This window comes from Sphingobium sp. BS19 (assembly GCF_027925545.1).
Taxonomy (GTDB): Bacteria; Pseudomonadota; Alphaproteobacteria; order Sphingomonadales; family Sphingomonadaceae; genus Sphingobium.
Window position 1 is genome coordinate 96312 of the sequence record NZ_BSEF01000013.1, and the last position, 19439, is coordinate 115750.

The following is a 19439-nucleotide window of genomic DNA, read 5'->3' on the forward strand; positions in this document are numbered from 1 at the left end:
TGGGGATGAGATGGCAACTGCGGGCGCGAAGACCGGCGAATACAAACTGGATGTGAAGCGCGACCGGCTGGTCATTGCCGCATCCTCGCTCGGCACCGTTTTCGAATGGTATGATTTCTTCATTTACGGAACGCTCGCCGCAATCATCGGCCGCACCTTTTTCCCCACCGACAATGCTTCGGTCGAACTGCTTTACTCGCTCGCGGGGTTCGCCGTGGGATTCGGCTTCCGGCCATTAGGTGCTGTGTTATTTGGTTATTTCGGCGACCGGCTCGGCCGTAAATACACCTTTCTCGCCACAATCATCATGATGGGCATTGCGACCGCAGGCGTAGGCCTGGTCCCCTCCGCCGCGTCGATAGGCGCTGCCGCACCGGTCATCCTCATCATCCTGCGCATCATGCAGGGGCTGGCCTTGGGCGGGGAATATGGCGGCGCAGCGATCTACGTGGCCGAACATGCCCCGGTCGAACGCCGCGGCTTTTTCACCAGCTTCATTCAGGCGAGTGTCGTCGGCGGTTTCATCCTTTCGCTCATCGTCGTGCTGGGAACGCAATGGATCGTCGGCCCGGAAGTATGGGACGCATGGGGATGGCGCATTCCGTTCGTCTTTTCGCTTGTCCTGCTTGGAATATCGCTCTGGATACGCCTGAAGCTCAACGAAAGCCCCGTGTTCAAGGCGATGAAGGATGCCGGGGAATGCGCGCGCAATCCCCTGAAGGAAACCTTCACCTATCCGGGCAACAAAAAACGTCTGTTCGTCGCGCTGTTCGGGATTGCGGCAGGCCTGACAGTCATCTGGTACACCGCCATGTTTCAGGTGCTGTATTTCCTGCAGAACGCCTTGCGAGTCGAGCCGGTTACCGCCCAGATACTCGTTGGGATAGGGGCGACCAGCGGCCTGTTCTGGTTCCTGTTCTTCGGGCATCTTTCCGACAAATATGGGCGAAAGAAACCCATCGTTCTGGGCTACGCGGCAACATTGCTGCTGCTGTTCCCGATCTTCCACCTGATCGGCGGCGCGGCCAATCCCAGCCTTGCCGAAGCGGCGCGCCGCGCGCCTGTGGTCGTGATGGGTCCGGACTGCGGCTATGATCCTTTTGCCAAGGTGCAGGCCAGCGACTGCTCCCGCCTGCTCGACTATTTCTCGAAGAAGGGCGTTCATTATAGCAAGGCGGCTGCGCCCTCTACGCAGGTGTCCATCGCCGGTGTGGTGCAGACGGACACCAGTCCAGCCGCCCTCGACAAGACTTTGGCCGATGCCGGATACAATCTCGACAAGGTAAAGCCTTCCTTCGTCGACTCGCTCAAGATCCTGCTTGGCATCCTGACCCTTGGCGCATTGTCCGGTGCGACCTACGGTCCCGTTGCGGCGCTGTTGTCGGAGCTTTTCCCCGCGCGCATCCGCTACAGCTCGATGTCGATCCCCTATCACATCGGCACCGGCTATTTCGGCGGGTTCCTGCCGCTGGTCAGCCAGTATATCGTCGCGCGCACGGGCGATCCTTATGCGGGGCTCTGGTACACCATGGCGGTCGTAGCGATGGCATTGGTCGTGACAATGTGGGGATTGCCCGAAACGCGCGGAGCAAGGCTCGACGCGAAGGGATGACCGGGCTATCGGCGGAACATGCCGACTGGTTTTTCTTCCGCCCCCGCGCCACTCCGTCTCTCGCTCGACACCGCAGCGCTGGAGCATAACTGGCGCTGGCTCGCGCAGATGAGCGGGCGGGCCACGTGCGGAGCTGCGATCAAAGCAAACGGCTACGGTCTGGGTGCAGCCGAAGTTATGGGCCATCTTTCCCAAGCGGGCTGCCGGGATTTCTTCGTGGCAACATGGGCAGAGGCACGCGCGCTATTGCCGCTCGCCGATGGCCTCTCGCTCTCGGTCCTGCACGGTATTCGTAACGAGGATCTCGCCGAGGCGCTCACCAGTCCTGCACGCCCCGTACTTTCGACCCCCGACCAAATCGCGCGTTGGCGCAATGCCAATGGTGGCCCCTGCGACGTCATGGTCGACACCGGCATGAATCGGCTAGGCCTCGATTGGCGCAGCGATGTGGCGCAGGCAACCGGGGGGCTGAACATCATTACCCTGATGAGCCATCTCGCCTGCGCCGATGACGACAATCCTCTGTCCGCGATCCAGCAGCGGCGTTTCGCCGCAATCGCGCAGCAGGTGCCCGCAGAACGCTACAGCCTGTCGAACAGCGCAGGCATATGTCTAGGCTCGGATTATCACTTCGGCGTGACGCGCCCCGGCCTTGCTCTCTATGGCGGCGTGCCCCGTCCGAACGCCGCCGGACATATCCGGCAGGTCGTGACCCCCCAGGCGCAAGTGCTCCAGCGCCGCACGGTGCAAGCCGGTGACACCGTTGGCTACAATGCCACGTTCACCGCGACGCGCGACATGGCCGCTGCGATCCTCAACATCGGATATGCGGACGGCTATCTCCGTGGTTTCTCGGGCAGGGGCATGGTGCTCGCAGGCGACCGGCCTTTGCCCGTCCTAGGCCGGGTCTCGATGGACCTGCTGATCGTCGATGCCTCGCTCGCGCCGGACATTTCAGAGGGCGACTGGCTCAGCATCGACTATGACCTCCCGCGCGCTGCCGCTGCGTCCGGCCTGTCGCAATATGAACTGCTCACAGGCCTGGGCCAAAGGTTCGACCGCATCTGGACCTGATATGAAAAAGGCCACACCTCGCGGCGTGGCCCTCCTCAAAATCAGCGTGCAAAAAGCGTTACCGCTCGATGCACATGGCGATGCCCATGCCGCCACCGATGCACAAGGTCACGAGACCCTTCTTCGCATCGCGCCGTGCCATTTCATAGAGCAGCGTTGTCAACACGCGCGCGCCCGACGCACCGATCGGATGGCCGATAGCGATCGCGCCGCCATTGACGTTCACCTTCTCCGGATCGAGACCCAGTTCCTTGCCCACCGACAGCGCCTGCGCCGCAAAGGCTTCATTGGCTTCGATCAGGTCGAGATCGCCAATCGTCCAGCCTGCCTTCTCCAGCGCCTTGCGGCTGGCCGGGGCAGGGCCAATGCCCATGATCGAAGGATCGACGCCCGCCGTCGCCCACGACGCGATACGACCCAGCACCTTTGCTCCGCGCTTTTCCGCTTCCGCCGCCGACATTAGCACGATAGCTGCAGCGCCGTCGTTCAGGCCGCTTGCATTGCCTGCCGTGACCGATCCGTCCTTCTTGAACGCAGGCCGCAGCGCGGTCATCGCTTCCAGCGTCGCGCCGGTGCGGATATACTCATCCTGATCGACTACAGTGTCGCCCTTGCGGCCCTTGATCGTGACCGGCGCGATTTCATCCTTGAACCGTCCTGCCGACCGCGCAGCCTCAGCCTTGTTCTGGCTGGCGGTCGCGAACGCATCCTGATCGCCGCGCGTGATCTGGTACTTTTCCGCCAGATTTTCGGCCGTGATGCCCATGTGATAGCCATTGAACGCATCAGTCAGGCCGTCATTCACCATCGTATCGACCAGGCTGACATTGCCCATCTTCGTGCCGCCACGCAGGAATTGCGCGTGGCCTGACATCGACATGCTTTCCTGTCCGCCCGCGACCATGATCGTGGCGTCGCCATTCTGGATCGCCTGCGCCGCCAGAGCGACAGCGCGCAGACCGGAACCGCACACCTGATTGACACCGAAGGCCGTCTTTTCAACCGGCAAACCGGCGTTTACGGCTGCCTGACGTGCCGGGTTCTGCCCCTGGCCAGCGGTCAGCACCTGCCCCAATATCACTTCATCGACTTCGCTCGGCGCCACGCCGGCCTGCGCCAGCGCCGCTTCGATGGCTATGCGGCCAAGCTCATGCGCCGGGGTGTTGGCGAATGCACCCAGGAAACTACCAACCGGCGTGCGCTTGGCGGCGGTGATGACGATATCGGTCATGAGACGTTTCTCTCCAGTGGGGAAAATATGTACGCGCCTCTAGCATCAGCCTCCGTGCTTGAACAGCCACTGGGATAGCGGCTCCCATAGTCTTTTGGGTCCACGACTACCCACGATCATGCCGACATGCCCCATGTCCAGCGTCCATTGTTCGGCAAGGGGCGGGGTGGACGCTGCCGGCACGATGGTGTCTGTCGTCGAAGAAATCGCCAGCGTGGGCATCGCGAAATCCGCCGGTCGAATGGCTGCGTCGCCAACACGCCATTCGGCACGTCCAGTCACATCGTCGACATATAGCGCTTCGAACAGCTCCCTGCCCGCCGCAAAAGTAAGCGGCGCTCCCGCATTCGCCCAGTCCTCCACCGCCACAAAGGCATCCACTGCCTCACTATCATCGGCCAAATCTGCGAAATCGGCATATTTGCAAATCGTCCGCGCAGAATCGAGCGCCCAGAAGCCAGACTGCAGCACTTCCATCGGTACATATCCCAACCGGTCGCACATAGGCTTCGCCTCCGCCCATAGCTTCGCGATGCTCTCCCGCGTTTCGTCGGGGAAGCCATCGAATTGCCACGGCGCCGCAATCGTCGCCAGTGCCGCGACGGGTATCGATGCTGCGGCCCCGATGGCCAAAGTACCGCCCAGGCAATAGCCTACCAGTATAGGCGCACGCTTTGGGTCCAGGCTTTGGAGCAACGGCACCAGTCGCTGCGCAATATGGCCGCCCAGATCCATCATACTGTCGCCCGCACCGGGATGGCCCCAATCCACCAGATATCCATCATGCCCCTGGTCGACCAACCACCGGATCAACGACGTCCGTGCCGAAAGATCGAGCACATGGGGCGGGTTAATGAGCGACGGGATCAACACGACCGGGGCTCGGTCATCTCCCTCGACTGACCCAAAGTGTGACAATGTTGCCGATCCAACTTGGGCATGCACGCGTGCTGGGGTGGGGTGGGGTGGTCGCACCGCTTCCTGATAGCGCCGCAAACCGGCGAGTGCGCGCGCGCGCAGCACGGGATCGTGGCGTGTTTGCGCCATAAGAATGTTGAGAAACAACGGAAGTGGACGCGGCCCATGTTGCGGCGCGGCATCTTTTGGTGCTATCGCAGCATTATCTTGGGTTGGAGCGGTGTTCATGGCTAAATCTAAAGCTTCCGGTGAGTCGGATACGGTCATCATTAAGAAATATGCTAATCGGCGTCTCTACAACACCGAAACCTCCAGTTACATCACGCTCGACCTGTTGTCCCAGATGACACGCGAAGGGCGTGAGTTTGTCGTGCTGGATGCCAAGACCAACGAAGACATTACCCATAATGTCCTGACTCAGATCATCATGGACGAGGAACAGCGCGGCAAGAACATGCTGCCCGTCAACTTCCTGCGTCAGCTTATCTCGATGTACGGGGATTCGATGCAGTCGATGGTGCCCCAATATCTCGAAGCGTCGATGGAAGCGTTCCGCAAGAATCAGCTTCAGTTCCAGGAAGCGATGCAAGGCGCATTTGTCGGCGGGCCCCTCGCCGAAATTGCCAAGCGCAACATGGAAATGTTCGAAGCGGCGGCTACGGCATTGAAAGTCAAGGGCTTGCCGGGTTTCGATGTCCCTGGCGCAGCAAAGCCCGCTGCCGACAAGGATGACGAGATCGCCCAGTTGAAGGCGCAGTTGGCATCGCTGAATGCGAAGATCGAAAAGCTGGTCGAATAAGCCATAGGCCTATCCATTTACGCCTATCGATTGACGATGGTCTGATCGCGGCACTCGACACCCGCCGCGCCTATGCTCTATTGCGCGCGCAACATATCCCTAATGCAGGCGCATATTCTCTGTGAAACACGCTCTTTCCGTTACCCGCGATCAGGACTTCGCTGCCTGGTATCAGGCCGTCATTTCCGAAGCCGATCTCGCCGAAGAATCCGGCGTGCGTGGCTGCATGGTCATTCGTCCATGGGGCTATGGCATATGGGAACGGATACAGGCGCTGCTCGACGCGGAAATCAAGCGGACGGGCCATGAAAACTGCTATTTCCCGCTGTTCATTCCCCTGAGCTATTTCGAAAAGGAAGCCGAACATGTTGACGGCTTCGCCAAGGAAATGGCGGTCGTCACGCATCACCGCCTGATCCAGAAGGATGGGCGGCTTGTCCCCGATCCCGAAGCGAAGCTCGAAGAACCCCTGGTAGTCCGGCCGACTTCGGAAACCGTGATCGGCGCAGCCTTCTCGCGCTGGATTCAGAGCTGGCGTGATCTGCCCGTGCTCATCAACCAGTGGGCCAATGTCGTCCGCTGGGAAATGCGCACTCGCATGTTCCTGCGCACCAGCGAATTTCTCTGGCAGGAAGGGCACACCGCCCACGCCAGCGAAGCCGAAGCGCGCGAAGAAACCCTGAAGATGCTGGAAGTCTATCGGACCTTTTCTGAAGACTGCCTCGCGCTTCCCGTTGTCGCCGGTGAAAAGCCGGAGAACGAACGCTTTCCCGGCGCAGTCTCGACCTATTCGATCGAGGCGATGATGCAGGACGGCAAGGCGCTGCAGGCGGGCACCTCGCACTTCCTAGGCACCACATTCTCGTCAGCGCAGAACATTCGGTTCCAGAACAGCGAAGGCGTTCAGGAACTCGCGCAGACGACGAGCTGGGGCGTGTCCACGCGCATGATCGGCGGCGTCATCATGGTGCATGGCGACGACGACGGCCTGCGCGTGCCGCCGCGCATCGCTCCGCATCAGATCATCATCGTGCCGATGTTGCGCGACGTCCCCGAAGACGATGCCATCATCGACTATTGCATGGACCTGCTCGGCGAACTGCAGAAACTCGACGTGTTCCGCGAACCCGTGCGAGTCCTGCTGGATCGTCGCCCTGCCAAGGCCGCGAACAAGCGCTGGGGCTGGGTCAAGAAAGGCGCACCGATCATCGTCGAAGTCGGCGGCCGCGATGTGGCTGGCGGCAACGTCTCCGTGCTGCGCCGCGACCGTCTCTACAAGGACGACGGCAAGCTCGACAGTGCTATCGTCGGGAAGACAGATTTCGTGGCCGCCGCAGCAAGCATCCTAACCGAAGTGCAGAGCAATCTGCACGCGCAAGCCACCGAACGCCTGCACAGCAACATCGACCGCAGCATCGTGGACCTCGACGCGCTCAAGGCCCACTTCAACGCCAGCAACAAACCCGGTTGGGCCGAAGTCCAGTGGAGCAAGCCTACCGGCGAAGCACTCGACAAGGTCGTGCAATGGCTCAAGGGGGAGAAGCTCACCCTCCGCAATGTGCCGCTGGATGCGGCCGCGGCGGATGGTGCCTGTATATTCACCGGCGATACCGCCGTGGAGCGGGTTCTGGTCGGGCGGTCTTATTAAAGGCATCGCGATCGCTCGGGCTGGCCAGTCCCGGTCCGAGCGACTATGCCCAATGATATGAATTCTCCCCCAAAGCCCGCCCGCGCCAAACCCACACGTTCCAAACCCTCGCGCGTCAGACCGGCCGGCTTCCCGAACCGTCAGCAAATCCTCGACTTCATCGCCCAGTCCGACACCCCGGCAGGCAAACGCGAGATCGCCCGTGCCTTTGGCCTCAGCGGTCAGGAGAAGATCGCGCTCAAGGCGCTGCTCAAGGATATGGCCGACGAAGGCCTCATCGACATCGGCCCCGCCCGCGCGTTCCATAAAATGGGCGGCGTGCCCAAAGTCACCGTCCTGCGCATCGCCGATGTGGATGGCAGCACGCTCATCGCCATCCCTGAACGCTGGGAAGCCGAAGGCATCCCGCCACCGCGCCTGCGCGTTATCGAACGCGGCAAACGCAGCGCCCTGACCGTCGGCGACCGCATCCTTGCCCGCACTGAGGAAGCCGGCGCAGGCTGGGTCGCGCATCCCATGAAGAAGCTCGCCAAGGGCGAAGAACTGCTCCTTGGCGTCGTCGAAAAGGCGGAAGGCGGTGCGCTCCTGCTACGCCCCGTCGACAAGCGCAACCGCAACATCACCCGCATCACCGACCTAGGCACTGCCAAGCCGGGCGACCTCGTCCTCGCCGAAGCCGCCGGACGCGCGCCGAAGATGACCGCTCGCGTGACGGACGTGCTGGGCGATCCCTTCGCGGCCAAGAGCTTCAGCCTAATCGCCATCCACAAATTCGGCATCCCCTTCACCTTCCCTGACCGAGTCGAGGAAGAAGCTCTAACCGTCGCCAAACTCCCGCTGCACGAGGCGAAGCGCGAAGACCTGCGCCACCTCCCCATCGTCGCGATCGATCCCGTCGACGCGCGCGATTTCGACGATGCCGTCTGGGCCGCGCCGGATGAGGACGAAGCCAATGCCGGTGGCTTCCGCGCCATCGTCGTCATTGCCGACGTCGCTTATTATGTCCGCCCCGGCAGCAGTCTAGACCGCGAAGCGCGCAAGCGCGGCAACAGCGTCTATTTCCCCGACCGCGTCGTGCCGATGCTCCCGCACCAGCTTTCATCCGACATGTGCTCGCTCCGCGCCGAACAGGATCGCGCGGCGATGGCCTGCCATCTGGTCATCGACAAGCAGGGGAAGGTGACGTCATGGCGCTTCACCCGCGCCGTCATCCGCGTCGCTGCCAACATCCCCTATGAGCAGGCGCAGTCCGCCATCGACGGCGAAACAGAAAACCCGCTGCTTGAAACCGCGCTGAAACCGCTGTGGGCCTGCTGGGCGCTGCTCGCCAAAGCTCGCGACAAGCGCGAACCGCTCGACCTCGACTTGCCAGAGCGTCGCGTCGTGTTGGACGATACGGGCAAGATCGTCAGCGTAGCGGTGCGCGAACGGCTCGACGCGCATCGGCTGATCGAGGATTACATGATCGCCGCCAACGTCGCCGCTGCCAAGGCGCTGGAGGCGAAGAAAGCCCCCGTCATGTACCGCATCCACGAACCACCCAGCCGCGAAAAGCTGATCGCGCTCAAGGACTATCTAAAGACCTTCGACGTCGAATTCGCGATGGGGCAGGTAATCCGCCCCGCCACCTTCAACCGCCTGATCGCCAAGGTCGGCGACAGCGACGTTAAGCCGCAGATCATGGAACAGATCCTGCGCACCCAGACGCAGGCCTATTACGGCCCCCAAAATGCCGGGCATTTCGGCCTCGCGCTGGGCAGCTACGCGCATTTCACCTCGCCCATCCGCCGCTATTCCGATCTGCTCGTCCACCGCGCATTGGTCGGTGCCTATGGCCTCGAACTGCCTGCACCCAAAGATAAAGACCTCCCCGAAAAAACCTCACTCTCCGGCGAAGACCTCACCAACATGGGCCGCGTTGGCGAACTCATCAGCCAGCACGAACGCCGCGCGATGGAGGCCGAACGCGAAACCGTCGACCGCTATGTCGCCGCGTTCCTCGCCCTGCGCGTCGGCGAAGTGCTGGAGGCTCGCATCACCGGCGTCCAGAATTTCGGCTTCTTCGCGACGGTCGATGGCCTCGGCGGCGACGGGCTGGTGCCAGTCTCCACCCTCGGCGCGGAACGCTTTTATTACGACGAAGCGGGCAGGGCTTTGGAAGGCATGACCACCGGCACCCGCTTCACCCAAGGCCAGCGCCTGCCGCTCCGCCTTGTCGAAGCCGACCCCATCAACGGATCGCTGCGCTTCGAACTACCCGAAGGCGCAAGCCACTTGCCGTTCCGTGGTGGACCCAATCGCGGTCCCGGTCGTCCCTCGGGCGGCCTGCATCGCCGTGGCCGTCCCGCCAACATACGCCACAGCAACAACCCCAAGGGCAAGCACCGGAAGTAACTTAGCTAAGCCGGTCCACCGCATCCCGGTCCAGCGATCCGGGGATCACCATGATGGGGCAGGGGAGGCTACCCGCCTCGCTCCCCGCGAAATGCGTCACCAGCGGACCGGGCGCACCGGTTGCGGCGGCGCCCAGCACCAAAGCGGCAATGCCGTCATTCTCGTCCAGCGTCTTGCGCACGAGCGCCACCGGCTCGCCTTGCTTTACCGTGATGGTGGGGCGAATGCCCGATTCCTGCATCAGCGTTCCGGCGGCACCCATCACCAATGCTTCAGCGCGCTGTCGCGCTTCTTCCTCGATCGTTGCCTGCACGCCGCCCCATTGCACGAATTCGGTGGGCGGGATCAGTGCCAAAATCTGCACGGCACCGCCTGTTTTCGCGGCTCGGCGTGCGGCAAAGCGCAGCGCCACTTCAGCTTCGGGGGTCTCATCGACCACCACCAGATACGTCCGCATGTCTATTCGCGCCCCTGCAATGAGCGTTGAATCTGATCCATAAACGCGCGTGACGCAAGGCTTTCCGGGACCAAGAGCCGCGGCCCCCTTGACCCTAGCGGCCAAAGCGTCAAGTAACGGCTTCGCTCCCCACGGAATCACATATCGAAAAGGGCTGTTCCCTCATGGCGATCAACATCCAGATGCCGGCTTTGTCTCCCACTATGGAAGAAGGCTCGCTGGCAAAGTGGCTGGTGAAGGAAGGCGACACGGTTAAGTCGGGCGACCTGCTGGCGGAAATCGAAACCGACAAGGCGACGATGGAATTCGAAGCGGTCGACGAAGGAGTGATCGCCAGCATATTGGTTGCCGAAGGCACCGATGGCGTAAAGGTCGGCACCGTCATCGCGACTCTCACCGTCGAAGGCGAGGAAGCCGAAGCGCCTGCCGCAAAGGCGGCTCCAGCCAAGGCAGAGGCACCCAAGGCCGATACACCAGCAAAGGCCGAAGCGGCACCTGCGCCCAAGGCCGATCCCGTCCCGGCGAAAGCATCGACCGACAGTGGCGACCGCGTAAAGGCCAGCCCGCTGGCCCGCCGCCTTGCGCAAGCGAGCGGTCTCGATCTGGCATCCGTTCAGGGCAGCGGCCCCAACGGCCGTATCGTCAAGGCTGATCTGGAGGGCGCCAAGCCTGCTGCCGCCGCGCCTGCCGCGTCGCCTGCATCGGCACCAGCACCCGCCGCTGCCCCCATCGTCGCACAGGATTACGGCATCCCGCACGAAGCGGTAAAGCTCAGCAACATGCGCAAGACGATTGCGCGTCGCCTGACCGAATCCAAGCAGACAGTGCCGCATATCTACCTCACCGTGGACATTCGCCTCGACAAGCTGCTGAAACTGCGCGGAGAGCTGAACGCCGGCCTGGAATCGCGTGGCGTAAAGCTGTCGGTCAACGATCTGCTGATCAAGGCGCTGGCCGTCAGTCTGCTTCAGGTGCCGGAGTGCAACGTCCAGTTCGCGGGCGACACGCTCCTGAAATTCCAGCGCGCCGATATCTCGGTCGCCGTCTCCATTCCTGCAGGCCTGATCACGCCGATCATCGTCGACGCAGGCAGCAAGGGTGTCGCCACCATCTCCACCGAGATGAAAGACCTCGCCACCCGCGCCAAGGACGGCAAGCTCATGCCTGAAGAATATCAGGGCGGCACCGCTTCGCTCAGCAATATGGGCATGTTCGGCATCAAGCAGTTCGAAGCGGTCATCAACCCGCCGCAAGGGATGATCATGGCCATCGGCGCCGGCGAAAAGCGCCCCTACATCGTCGACGATGCCTTGGGCGTCGCAACGATCATGAGCGCCACCGGCAGCTTCGACCACCGCGCCATCGACGGCGCAGACGGCGCACAGTTGATGAAAGTTTTCAAGGAACTGGTGGAAAACCCGTTGGCCATGCTGGCTTGATTTAATAACCCCTCTCCCCTTGAGGGAGAGGGAGGGGCCCACCGCGAAGCGGTGGGAGGGTGAGGGGACGTTGGCGGGATACACGCAACACACTCTTGAAAATGCCAAACGCCTCAGACGTCATATGACGGATGCTGAAAAACTTTTGTGGCCCCATTTGCGAAATGCGCAGATTTGTCAGGTTAAGTTTCGGCGCCAACAGCCCATAGGACGATATATTGCAGATTTCGTCTCCCAGGAGAGGCGACTGATTGTCGAAGCTGATGGCGGGCACCACATGGGGTCCGACCATGATTTAGAAAGGGATGCTTGGTTGCAGCGGACGGCATACACCGTTCTTCGTTTCAGCAATATCGACATCTTGACCAATATAGAGGGGGTTGTCGCCCGACTGGTGTCCGTTTTGGACGCTTCCCCCTCACCAACTACGCCTAGGCCGCAAGCGGCCAAGGCTTCGTATCCTCTCCCTCCAGGGGAGAGGGGAGCAACAGGAGATACCCTTGGCTGACCAATTCGACCTTATCGTCCTCGGCTCCGGCCCCGGTGGCTATGTCGCCGCGATCCGCGCGAGCCAGTTGGGTCTCAAGACCGCTATCGTAGAGCGCGAGAGCCTGGGTGGCATCTGTCTCAACTGGGGCTGCATCCCGACCAAGGCGCTGCTGCGCTCGTCGGAAATCTATCATTATATGCAACAGGCCGACAAATATGGCCTGTCGGTGGAAAAGCCTTCGTTCGACATCGAGAAGGTCGTCGCCCGGTCGCGCGGCGTCGCCAAGCAACTTAATCAGGGCGTCACTGGCCTGATGAAGAAGAACAAGATCACCGTCTATTTCGGCGATGGCAAGCTGACCGGAAAAGGCACGCTGTCCGTTACGAAGGATGGCAAGGCAACCGATCTGGCGGCGAAGAACATCATCATCGCCACGGGCGCGCGCGCCCGCGATCTGCCTTTCGCTAAGGCAGACGGCAAGCGCATCTGGACCTATCGTCATGCGATGGTGCCGCCCGAAATGCCGACGAAGTTGCTTGTCATCGGTTCGGGCGCCATCGGCATCGAATTTGCCAGCTTCTATAATGACATGGGTGCCAAGGTAACGGTCGTCGAAATGCTCGACCGCATCCTGCCTGTGGAGGATGCCGACGTGAGCGACTTCATGATGAAGAACCTGACCAAGCAGGGCATGGACATCCGCGCATCGACCGGCGTGCAAAAGATCACTGATACCGGCAAGGGCATCAGCGCGGAGATCAAGGATAAGGACGGCAAGGTCACGACCGAAGAGTTCAGCCATGTGATCGTCGCGGTCGGCATCGTGCCGAACAACGAAGGCATCGGTCTGGAAGAACTCAAGATCGCGAAGGACCAGCGCGGCCACATCGAAGCCGATGAATTTTGCCGGACCAACGTCGAAGGCATCTACGCCATTGGCGACATCACCGGCGCACCGTGGCTGGCGCATAAGGCAAGCCATGAAGCGATCATCGCGGTCGAGCATCTGTCGGGCGGGCATCCCCATGCGATGGACAAGCTCAACATCCCCGGCTGCACCTATTGCCATCCGCAGGTTGCGTCCGTGGGCCTGACCGAAGCCAAGGCGAAGGAAGCCGGATACAAGGTGAAGGTCGGCAAATTCCCCTTCATCGGCAACGGCAAGGCCATTGCCCTTGGCGAGACCGACGGTTTCGTAAAGACCGTGTTCGACGAAGCCACCGGCGAACTGCTGGGCGCACACATGGTCGGCGCGGAAGTCACCGAAATGATCCAGGGCTATGTCATCGGCAAGACGCTGGAAACGACCGAAGCGGAACTGATGGAAACCGTTTTCCCGCATCCCACCATTTCGGAATCGATGCACGAAAGCGTATTGGGCGCCTACGGACGGGCTATCCACATTTAAAATATTGAAAGACTTCGCCATTCTGTAGATTCCCTACAGAATGGCGAATGCCTGTGCGGTAGCGCATATGGGCGATGTTAGAGAAGTTATGAAAAGCTTAGGGGAGCATCCAATGTTCAAAGCAGCATCTATCATAGCCATCGGCGCTGCGCTGATGAGTGCCCCCGCATCGGCCCAAACCGTAGTCGTCACCGCCGATCACATGGTCGATGTGCTCGGCGGCAAGACGGTCGATTACCCCGCGGTCTTCATCACCGACGGTCGCATCACCGGCGTCGCCGACGCCCGCACCGTCCGCTGGGGCAACGACGTCCGGCACATCGACATGTCCGGCAAGACGCTGGTGCCGGGCCTCATCGACATGCACGTCCATCTCGACAGTCTCGCTGAAGTGGGCGGCTATAACAGCCTCCAATACACCGACAGCTTCTGGACCGTCGTCGCGGCGGACAACGCGCGCAAGATGCTCCGCGCCGGATTCACCACCGTCCGCAATGTGGGGTCCAGCAATTACAACGATGTGGCCGTAAAACAGGCGATAGACGGCGGCTATGCCACCGGACCCCGCATCGTCCCTGCCGCCCACGCCCTTGGTGCGACAGGCGGCCATTGCGACGAGACCTACCTCCCACCCAGCTTCAAGGCGAAAGGCGATGCCGTTGGCGACGGCCCCCAGGAACTGCGCACCCGCGTCCGCGAACAACGCAAATATGGTGCCGAAGTCATTAAAGTCTGCGCAACCGGCGGCGTCTTCTCCCGCAACACCGAACCGGGCCAGCAGCAACTCTCCGAACTCGAACTCGCGGCCATCGCCGACGAAGCGCACCAATGGGGTCTGCGCGTCGCGGCCCACGCCCACGGCGCGGCAGGCATCAAGGCCGCCATCCGTGCAGGCATCGACACCATCGAACATGCCAGCCTCGTCGACGATGAAGGCATCAAGCTCGCTGTCGCCCGCAAGCAACCGGTCTGGTTCTCGATGGACATATACAATACCGACTACACTCAGGCTGAAGGCGCAAAGAACGGCGTATTGGAAGATAATCTCCGCAAGGATCGCGAGATCGCCCAGATCCAGCGCGACAACTTCCGCAAGGCAAACGCCGCCGGTGTGCGCATGATCTTCGGCTCAGACGCAGGCGTCATGCCGCACGGACAGGTGGGCGGTCAGTTCAAGGTCATGGTCCAATATGGCATGACCCCGCTGCAAGCCATCCAGGCCGCTACGCGCAATGCCGCCGAAGCACTGGGCCGCGAGAAGGATGTCGGCGCCATTGCCGTGGGGCGCTACGCCGATATGGTCGCCGTGTCAGGCGATCCGTTGTCCGACGTGCGCCTGCTCGAAAAGCCGGACGCTGTGATTAAGGGCGGCGTAGTCGTTACCGACTAATCTATTTCTTGCAGGGATAGGCGTCGTTCAGCGCGACACTGACCGTGAGCGACGCCGGAAAAGACCGCTGATCGGCATAGGTGCGAAGATACTTCACCACCAGATCGCGCACCTGGTCTGCCCCCAGTTGGTCCGGCCAGCAATTGTCGGGCGCGCGTCCCAGAAAAATGTCCTTTTTAATCCCGTCGACAACGCCCACGATATAGGCTGTGCAGGCAAGCGCATATTCCGGTGCCTTATTCTGGCATTTGGCCAGTAATGTAGTGCCCGTCTCGAACATGAATGTCTGCGCGACCGCAGACTGCGGCGCCGCAAACAGCATTGGAAGGCAAATGAGCGGGGCAAGGCAGCGTAGATTCATGCCGACTATATGGAGCATATTCAAAGCCGATCCCACTGCTATAAATGGCTAATCCACCGCTAAGCGCGATTGTGCTGGCGACCGATGGAACAGGCTTGGCATGTTCAACGATATATTCATGGCGTAGCGCAGGGGGGTGTCGAGCCCGTTGAACAATGCCATGGCGCTAAAAAGCCGTCCTACCGAATTTTGATCACGACCCATCACATGAAAGGACGGCGTCTGATTTTCCAGACAGATCGTTTGCTTAAGGAGAGAGGTCGCATCGGTTCGTCGCAACCAGCGCCCGACGCAGCGGTACAATCAATAGTGCCAGCGATGTGTTCATCTGCGCGAAAGGTTAGTTTGAACAGGCGAGACATTCATGGTGGTCGATGCGGCTCCAGGTCGCCGACATCATGAAGCTAAATCGAGGGTTCCGACAGCTAAATACGCATCGCGCGAATGGCCATCGGATGAAAACTGCGGTCGCAGGCCCAACTGTTCGAATTTGAAGGATAGTCCAAATGAGTATCATTTCCAAAGGTGCTAGAGTTATCTTACTACCAGCCATGTTAGCCAACGTAGCGTCGGGCAGCGTGTCGGCACAGACGCAACAGCCAGCCGAGCCACCCCTTGCCGTGACCGTTTCCGACACAAGTGCGCCTGAACGGTCGGAAATGTCCGAAGGGCCAGAGGTCAAGGGCATCATTTCCGCACGCAGCGGCGACAAGGTGCAGGTCACGGCCGAGGATGGCACCAAAACGGTAGTCACCGTCAATGACGCCACTAAAATTAGCGCGAGCAAGGGCTTTTTGGGCCTGAATCGCGCCAGGCTCCCTGCGACTTCGCTGCTCAACGGACTGCCCGTTACCGTGAAGACCCTGCAGTCGGCAGACGGTCTGGTGGCAAGCCAGCTCAAACTTCAGAATAAGGATCTGAAGACTGCCTCTATGATACACAACGCTACCGACCAACGCTTTGGCGAACAGACTGCAGCAACGGAGGCGCTGCGCGGCCGCATGGCGGATATTGGCCAGTACAACATCAAGGGTACTACCAACGTGAATTTCGACACGGGTAAGGCTGTACTCGCGCCCCAGGCGAAGAACGACCTCTGCGCCGCGGCGGCCGCTGCTGAGGGGATGGATAACGCGCTGCTGCTTGTCGTGGGTTACACCGATTCCACCGGGAGCGAAGAACTCAATCAAGCGCTCAGCGAAAAGCGCGCCACTCGAGTCGTCAATCATCTCCAGCAGGCATGCCACTGGAAGCCCTACCGCATGCTCACCCCGGCCGGAATGTCCGAAGCGGACCCATTGGCCGACAACAGTACCGACGAAGGCAAGGCACAGAACCGTCGTGTTGCTGTGAACATCCTCGTGAGCAAAGGCCTCGACGGCCTTTGATGTGGACGGGGCGGGCATAGCCCGCCCCGCGAACGTCTAGGAGCGCAGGTTGTAGGGCCGAAACTGTTACGCAAAGCAGACGGCGGGCGTACTCACGCTGGGCTCACAGAAGGGCACGTATCCCGGTATAGCGAAGAACCGCGCGATCCGCACCCATGTGATGCGCCCGGGGGACTCTGCGCTCTCGGTTAGGTCAAGAGGTTCATTGGCGAGGATGCGGTACGTCGGGCAAGAGCATCCACTCGCTCACATCCGGGTATGGGTTTCTGCGAATCCCATAAAATATGCACGTAGCGTGGGATCGGTAATTGGTGCGATAATAGCGTACACTTGCTCTTCCAGCGATGCCGATGCCGATGCCGCTGCTACGCCACCTTGCTCACACCCCATGGCCCATGATCCAAATGCCCTCATTGGGACCTCCTTGTCATGAAGCTTGACCAGCGCGACATGGCGGGGGTCACGACTTATCCGCGCATATGTCTCGGCCACGGCCTCCTCGGGGCCGTCGAGAACTTGCAGAAAGCGGCGTCCGCCTACCACAAGCAATCCGGTGATATCCGCCATGGCGTTTGCCTTTCGTGACTTGGTAAGCAGCACGTCAAGTTCCGATGGCGGTAAGATGGATCGAGCTGTGCTGATATAGAGCAGGCGTTTCATAGTGAGTATCTCCGACGGGACGCCAACTCTATGAAACAAGCTGAAAAAAAATATTAACGAGCACTTTAACTTAAGTTGCATCGCTTCATCCGAGCGCAGTGCGACTTATGTGGGACGTGTAATCTGCAGCGCTACAGCGGCGCACCACTTAGCGTCGTTTCAGGCCCATTTCTTTGTAGCTGGAAGCGAGCAGGCAGGCCATGACATTGTCTGAGGCAATATTCCTTGCCGCCTGCGCGGTTCAGGCAGAGGTGCCTGCCCACTGCCTCGAACCTATAGTCTGCACCGCCGGCCGTAAGTTCCAGGAGGTGACCGACCAGATTATATCCGAGCGCATGTGGGTCGACGAAGTGTGTGGCGCCCAAGCGTAATGCAACAGCGCCTTTGTCAGCATTTGAGATCTACGCCGATAATGATCTTTGCGCCAGCCATGCGTGCGCCCCGAATGATATGGAGGCAGATTCCGCCAAGGCCGAATATGATGAAGGTCGGCGGGTTGTCTGGTGCCATAGCGCACAACATCGCGCCATCGCGTGCAATCGACGGGAAATGGCGGACAGGGTGTCCGACTGGGGTTTGTATAAGCAATTGATAATAGGGCGAAATGATCGAAGCCTATTCCCTGTCCCCAGTTATTCCCCCGTCGAAAACTGGGGAAAAAGAGCGAGCTTTAGCGTTTAAAGCTCGCTCTTTTGGCATCTGCCGTTAGGCAGCGACCTTCAAAAACCGCATTGCGAACGGATCGAGCAGACCGGCACCGACGCGCTTGGTCACATAGAACATCACATACGGCTTGTTGGTATAGGGATCGCGGAGGATGCGCGTGCCTAGCCGATCATTGATGACGTAAGCCGCCTTAAAGTCTCCGAACGCGATAGCCATATTGTTGGCGGCGGGAGGGGGCATGAGCTCATCGATCTCAACCGGACGGCCCAAGAGCGTTGAGGGCTGGCCCGCCATGATGCTTTCGCGCCAGATTGGCCGATTGTCGGCGTCCTTGATCTTCGCGATGAATGCCGCTGTTAGGCTGCTCATAAGCCAAGTCGAGTTCTGCCGATAAGCCGCGCTCAAACCATAGAGGAAGTCAGTCAGCGCATCGAACGTCAGTGCGCTCGTCACCACGTCAATGTTGCCGCCGGGATGAACGTCCGCGCTCGTGCCGCCGGTGACATAGGTGAGCAGGCCGCGCGGCTTGTTTACGCCGTTACCAGATATGAAGGCGATGCCTTCCTGTCGGTTGAACTCATCCGCGATGCTTTGCGACAGCCATGCTTCGGTATTGATCGCTGAATCGTCCAAGAGCCGCTGTGTCGCCGCTGCATTGGCATAAATTTCGCCTGCCTCGAACGGGATCGATGCCAATGTAGGCGTTACGGTCTGAGGACGTGCGGCGGTTTCCCCAACCCAGCCCGAACCCCACTGATTGCCGTTCCAAAGCGTGGAGTATGCGCTCACCGAAGTGATCTGGACCGTCGCCAAGCGCCGCATAGGAGACTGGACAAGTTGCCGTTCGGAAATCTTCCGGTCCCATTCCACAGGCGCCAGATAGCCGCCGCTTGAAGTGTCGCCCACTGACATCGCAGCGTGAATTGTAGCCCGCTGGCCTATCGCGTTCGCTGTCCGCAGATATTCGTCGCCTTCACCCTTGCGGAAGTAGCTCGCGAATGCCTGAGAATATTCGGGTTCGACCGGGATTACTGACGACATGCCGATAGCGCCGCCGCCTTCGATCTGAGTCTGCATCGCGTTCATAGCGTCGGAAATGTTCTTGATGGTCTCGCTATTGCGGGCATTGCTCTCCCGCTGTGCGGCTGACAATGCGGCGAACATTTCTTCGATGCTTTGCGGCGATTGGGCGGCCATAATGGCGTTGCCCGGAATGCGGGCCATAGCGGCGGGGATAGTGGCATGTTTCATGTGTTGTCCTCCTGAATAGGGGAGGACTATCGGCGGTCGGCGATGACGAGAAACCGGTTTAACGCACCAAAAGACTATTCTTTATCGGCCCAAAATTTGAGAGAGGCTTGCCGGCTAACCATTTAGCCCGTCTTATTCATGAGACCGCCGCTCCGAGGTTTTGTGGGCTGGGTTCGTTGTTGACGGCGTAGTCTGGACGAGCGCCTCCGCTGGTGATTTTCACCACGACGGGAGCAAGGGGCTTTTTGAGGTT

General features: G+C 60.4%; 17 protein-coding genes. 11 read left to right on the forward strand and 6 right to left on the reverse strand.

What is annotated here, in order from left to right:
• Window positions 1–10: 10 nt before the first annotated feature.
• Together QMG56_RS15965 and alr are read left to right on the forward strand one after the other, a co-directional pair.
• The gene (locus QMG56_RS15965) at window positions 11–1612 is read left to right on the forward strand and encodes an MFS transporter (protein ID WP_281823269.1); all 1602 of its coding nucleotides are present in this window, start codon (window positions 11–13) and stop codon (window positions 1610–1612) included.
• An 18-nt stretch (window positions 1613–1630) separates the two neighbouring features.
• Window positions 1631–2686, forward strand: a complete 1056-nt coding sequence (gene alr, locus QMG56_RS15970; protein ID WP_281823271.1) for an alanine racemase — start codon at window positions 1631–1633, stop codon at window positions 2684–2686.
• 58 nt (window positions 2687–2744) lie between these two features.
• Here the strand turns inward: alr and QMG56_RS15975 are convergent, their stop codons facing one another.
• Window positions 2745–3917 carry an acetyl-CoA C-acetyltransferase gene (locus QMG56_RS15975; protein WP_281823272.1) on the reverse strand — a complete coding sequence of 391 codons (1173 nt, stop codon included), beginning with the start codon at window positions 3915–3917 and terminating at the stop codon, window positions 2745–2747.
• Between the two features lie 45 nt (window positions 3918–3962).
• On the reverse strand, window positions 3963–5063 hold the full coding sequence (locus QMG56_RS15980) for an alpha/beta hydrolase (RefSeq protein ID WP_281823274.1): 1101 nt from the start codon (window positions 5061–5063) through the stop codon (window positions 3963–3965).
• On the opposite strand from QMG56_RS15980, the gene phaR reads away from it, so the two are divergent.
• The 3 genes from phaR to rnr all read left to right on the forward strand — a co-directional run bounded on the left by phaR (window position 5062) and on the right by rnr (window position 9676).
• The gene (phaR, locus tag QMG56_RS15985) at window positions 5062–5634 is read left to right on the forward strand and encodes a polyhydroxyalkanoate synthesis repressor PhaR (protein WP_230189692.1); all 573 of its coding nucleotides are present in this window, start codon (window positions 5062–5064) and stop codon (window positions 5632–5634) included. The two genes, QMG56_RS15980 and phaR, sit on opposite strands and share 2 nt — an antisense overlap.
• A 121-nt stretch (window positions 5635–5755) precedes the next feature.
• Window positions 5756–7282 (forward strand): aminoacyl--tRNA ligase-related protein, encoded by a 1527-nt coding sequence (locus QMG56_RS15990; protein ID WP_281823277.1) that lies wholly within the window; start codon window positions 5756–5758, stop codon window positions 7280–7282.
• 57 nt (window positions 7283–7339) lie between these two features.
• Window positions 7340–9676, forward strand: a complete 2337-nt coding sequence (gene rnr / locus QMG56_RS15995) for a ribonuclease R (RefSeq protein WP_281823279.1) — start codon at window positions 7340–7342, stop codon at window positions 9674–9676.
• A gap of 1 nt (window position 9677) precedes the next feature.
• On the opposite strand, the gene QMG56_RS16000 is transcribed toward rnr, so the two are convergent.
• Complete coding sequence (locus QMG56_RS16000; protein ID WP_230189689.1) at window positions 9678–10133, reverse strand: universal stress protein; 456 nt, start codon at window positions 10131–10133, stop codon at window positions 9678–9680.
• 164 nt (window positions 10134–10297) lie between these two features.
• Here QMG56_RS16000 and QMG56_RS16005 point away from each other — a divergent pair, with 164 nt between their 5' ends.
• The 4 genes from QMG56_RS16005 (at window position 10298) to QMG56_RS16015 (ending at window position 14860) form a co-directional block, all read left to right on the forward strand.
• Complete coding sequence (locus QMG56_RS16005) at window positions 10298–11572, forward strand: pyruvate dehydrogenase complex dihydrolipoamide acetyltransferase (protein WP_281823281.1); 1275 nt, start codon at window positions 10298–10300, stop codon at window positions 11570–11572.
• Window positions 11573–11642: 70 nt separating this feature from the next.
• Entirely contained in the window at window positions 11643–12080 is a 438-nt protein-coding gene (locus tag QMG56_RS23510) for an endonuclease domain-containing protein (protein WP_375713710.1), read from the forward strand.
• The gene (lpdA, locus tag QMG56_RS16010; RefSeq protein WP_281823283.1) at window positions 12073–13470 is read left to right on the forward strand and encodes a dihydrolipoyl dehydrogenase; all 1398 of its coding nucleotides are present in this window, start codon (window positions 12073–12075) and stop codon (window positions 13468–13470) included. The genes QMG56_RS23510 and lpdA overlap by 8 nt, the downstream gene beginning before the upstream one ends.
• 112 nt (window positions 13471–13582) lie before the next feature.
• A complete protein-coding gene (locus QMG56_RS16015; protein WP_281823285.1) occupies window positions 13583–14860 on the forward strand; it encodes an amidohydrolase family protein in 1278 nt (425 codons plus the stop codon).
• 1 nt (window position 14861) lies between these two features.
• Here the strand turns inward: QMG56_RS16015 and QMG56_RS16020 are convergent, their stop codons facing one another.
• Window positions 14862–15221: a Rap1a/Tai family immunity protein gene (locus QMG56_RS16020; protein WP_281823287.1), complete on the reverse strand. Its 360-nt coding sequence runs from the start codon at window positions 15219–15221 to the stop codon at window positions 14862–14864.
• Between the two features lie 506 nt (window positions 15222–15727).
• Between QMG56_RS16020 and QMG56_RS16025 the strand changes: the two genes are divergently transcribed.
• The gene (locus QMG56_RS16025; RefSeq protein ID WP_230189684.1) at window positions 15728–16609 is read left to right on the forward strand and encodes an OmpA family protein; all 882 of its coding nucleotides are present in this window, start codon (window positions 15728–15730) and stop codon (window positions 16607–16609) included.
• Between the two features lie 246 nt (window positions 16610–16855).
• On the opposite strand, the gene QMG56_RS16030 is transcribed toward QMG56_RS16025, so the two are convergent.
• Window positions 16856–17269 carry a BLUF domain-containing protein gene (locus QMG56_RS16030; protein WP_281823288.1) on the reverse strand — a complete coding sequence of 138 codons (414 nt, stop codon included), beginning with the start codon at window positions 17267–17269 and terminating at the stop codon, window positions 16856–16858.
• A 200-nt stretch (window positions 17270–17469) separates the two neighbouring features.
• On the opposite strand from QMG56_RS16030, the gene QMG56_RS16035 reads away from it, so the two are divergent.
• Window positions 17470–17640, forward strand: a complete 171-nt coding sequence (locus tag QMG56_RS16035; protein ID WP_281823290.1) for a hypothetical protein — start codon at window positions 17470–17472, stop codon at window positions 17638–17640.
• Window positions 17641–17974: 334 nt separating this feature from the next.
• Here QMG56_RS16035 and QMG56_RS16040 read toward each other — a convergent pair whose 3' ends face one another.
• Window positions 17975–19186 (reverse strand): phage major capsid protein, encoded by a 1212-nt coding sequence (locus tag QMG56_RS16040; RefSeq protein WP_281823292.1) that lies wholly within the window; start codon window positions 19184–19186, stop codon window positions 17975–17977.
• Between the last annotated feature and the right edge of the window lie 253 nt (window positions 19187–19439).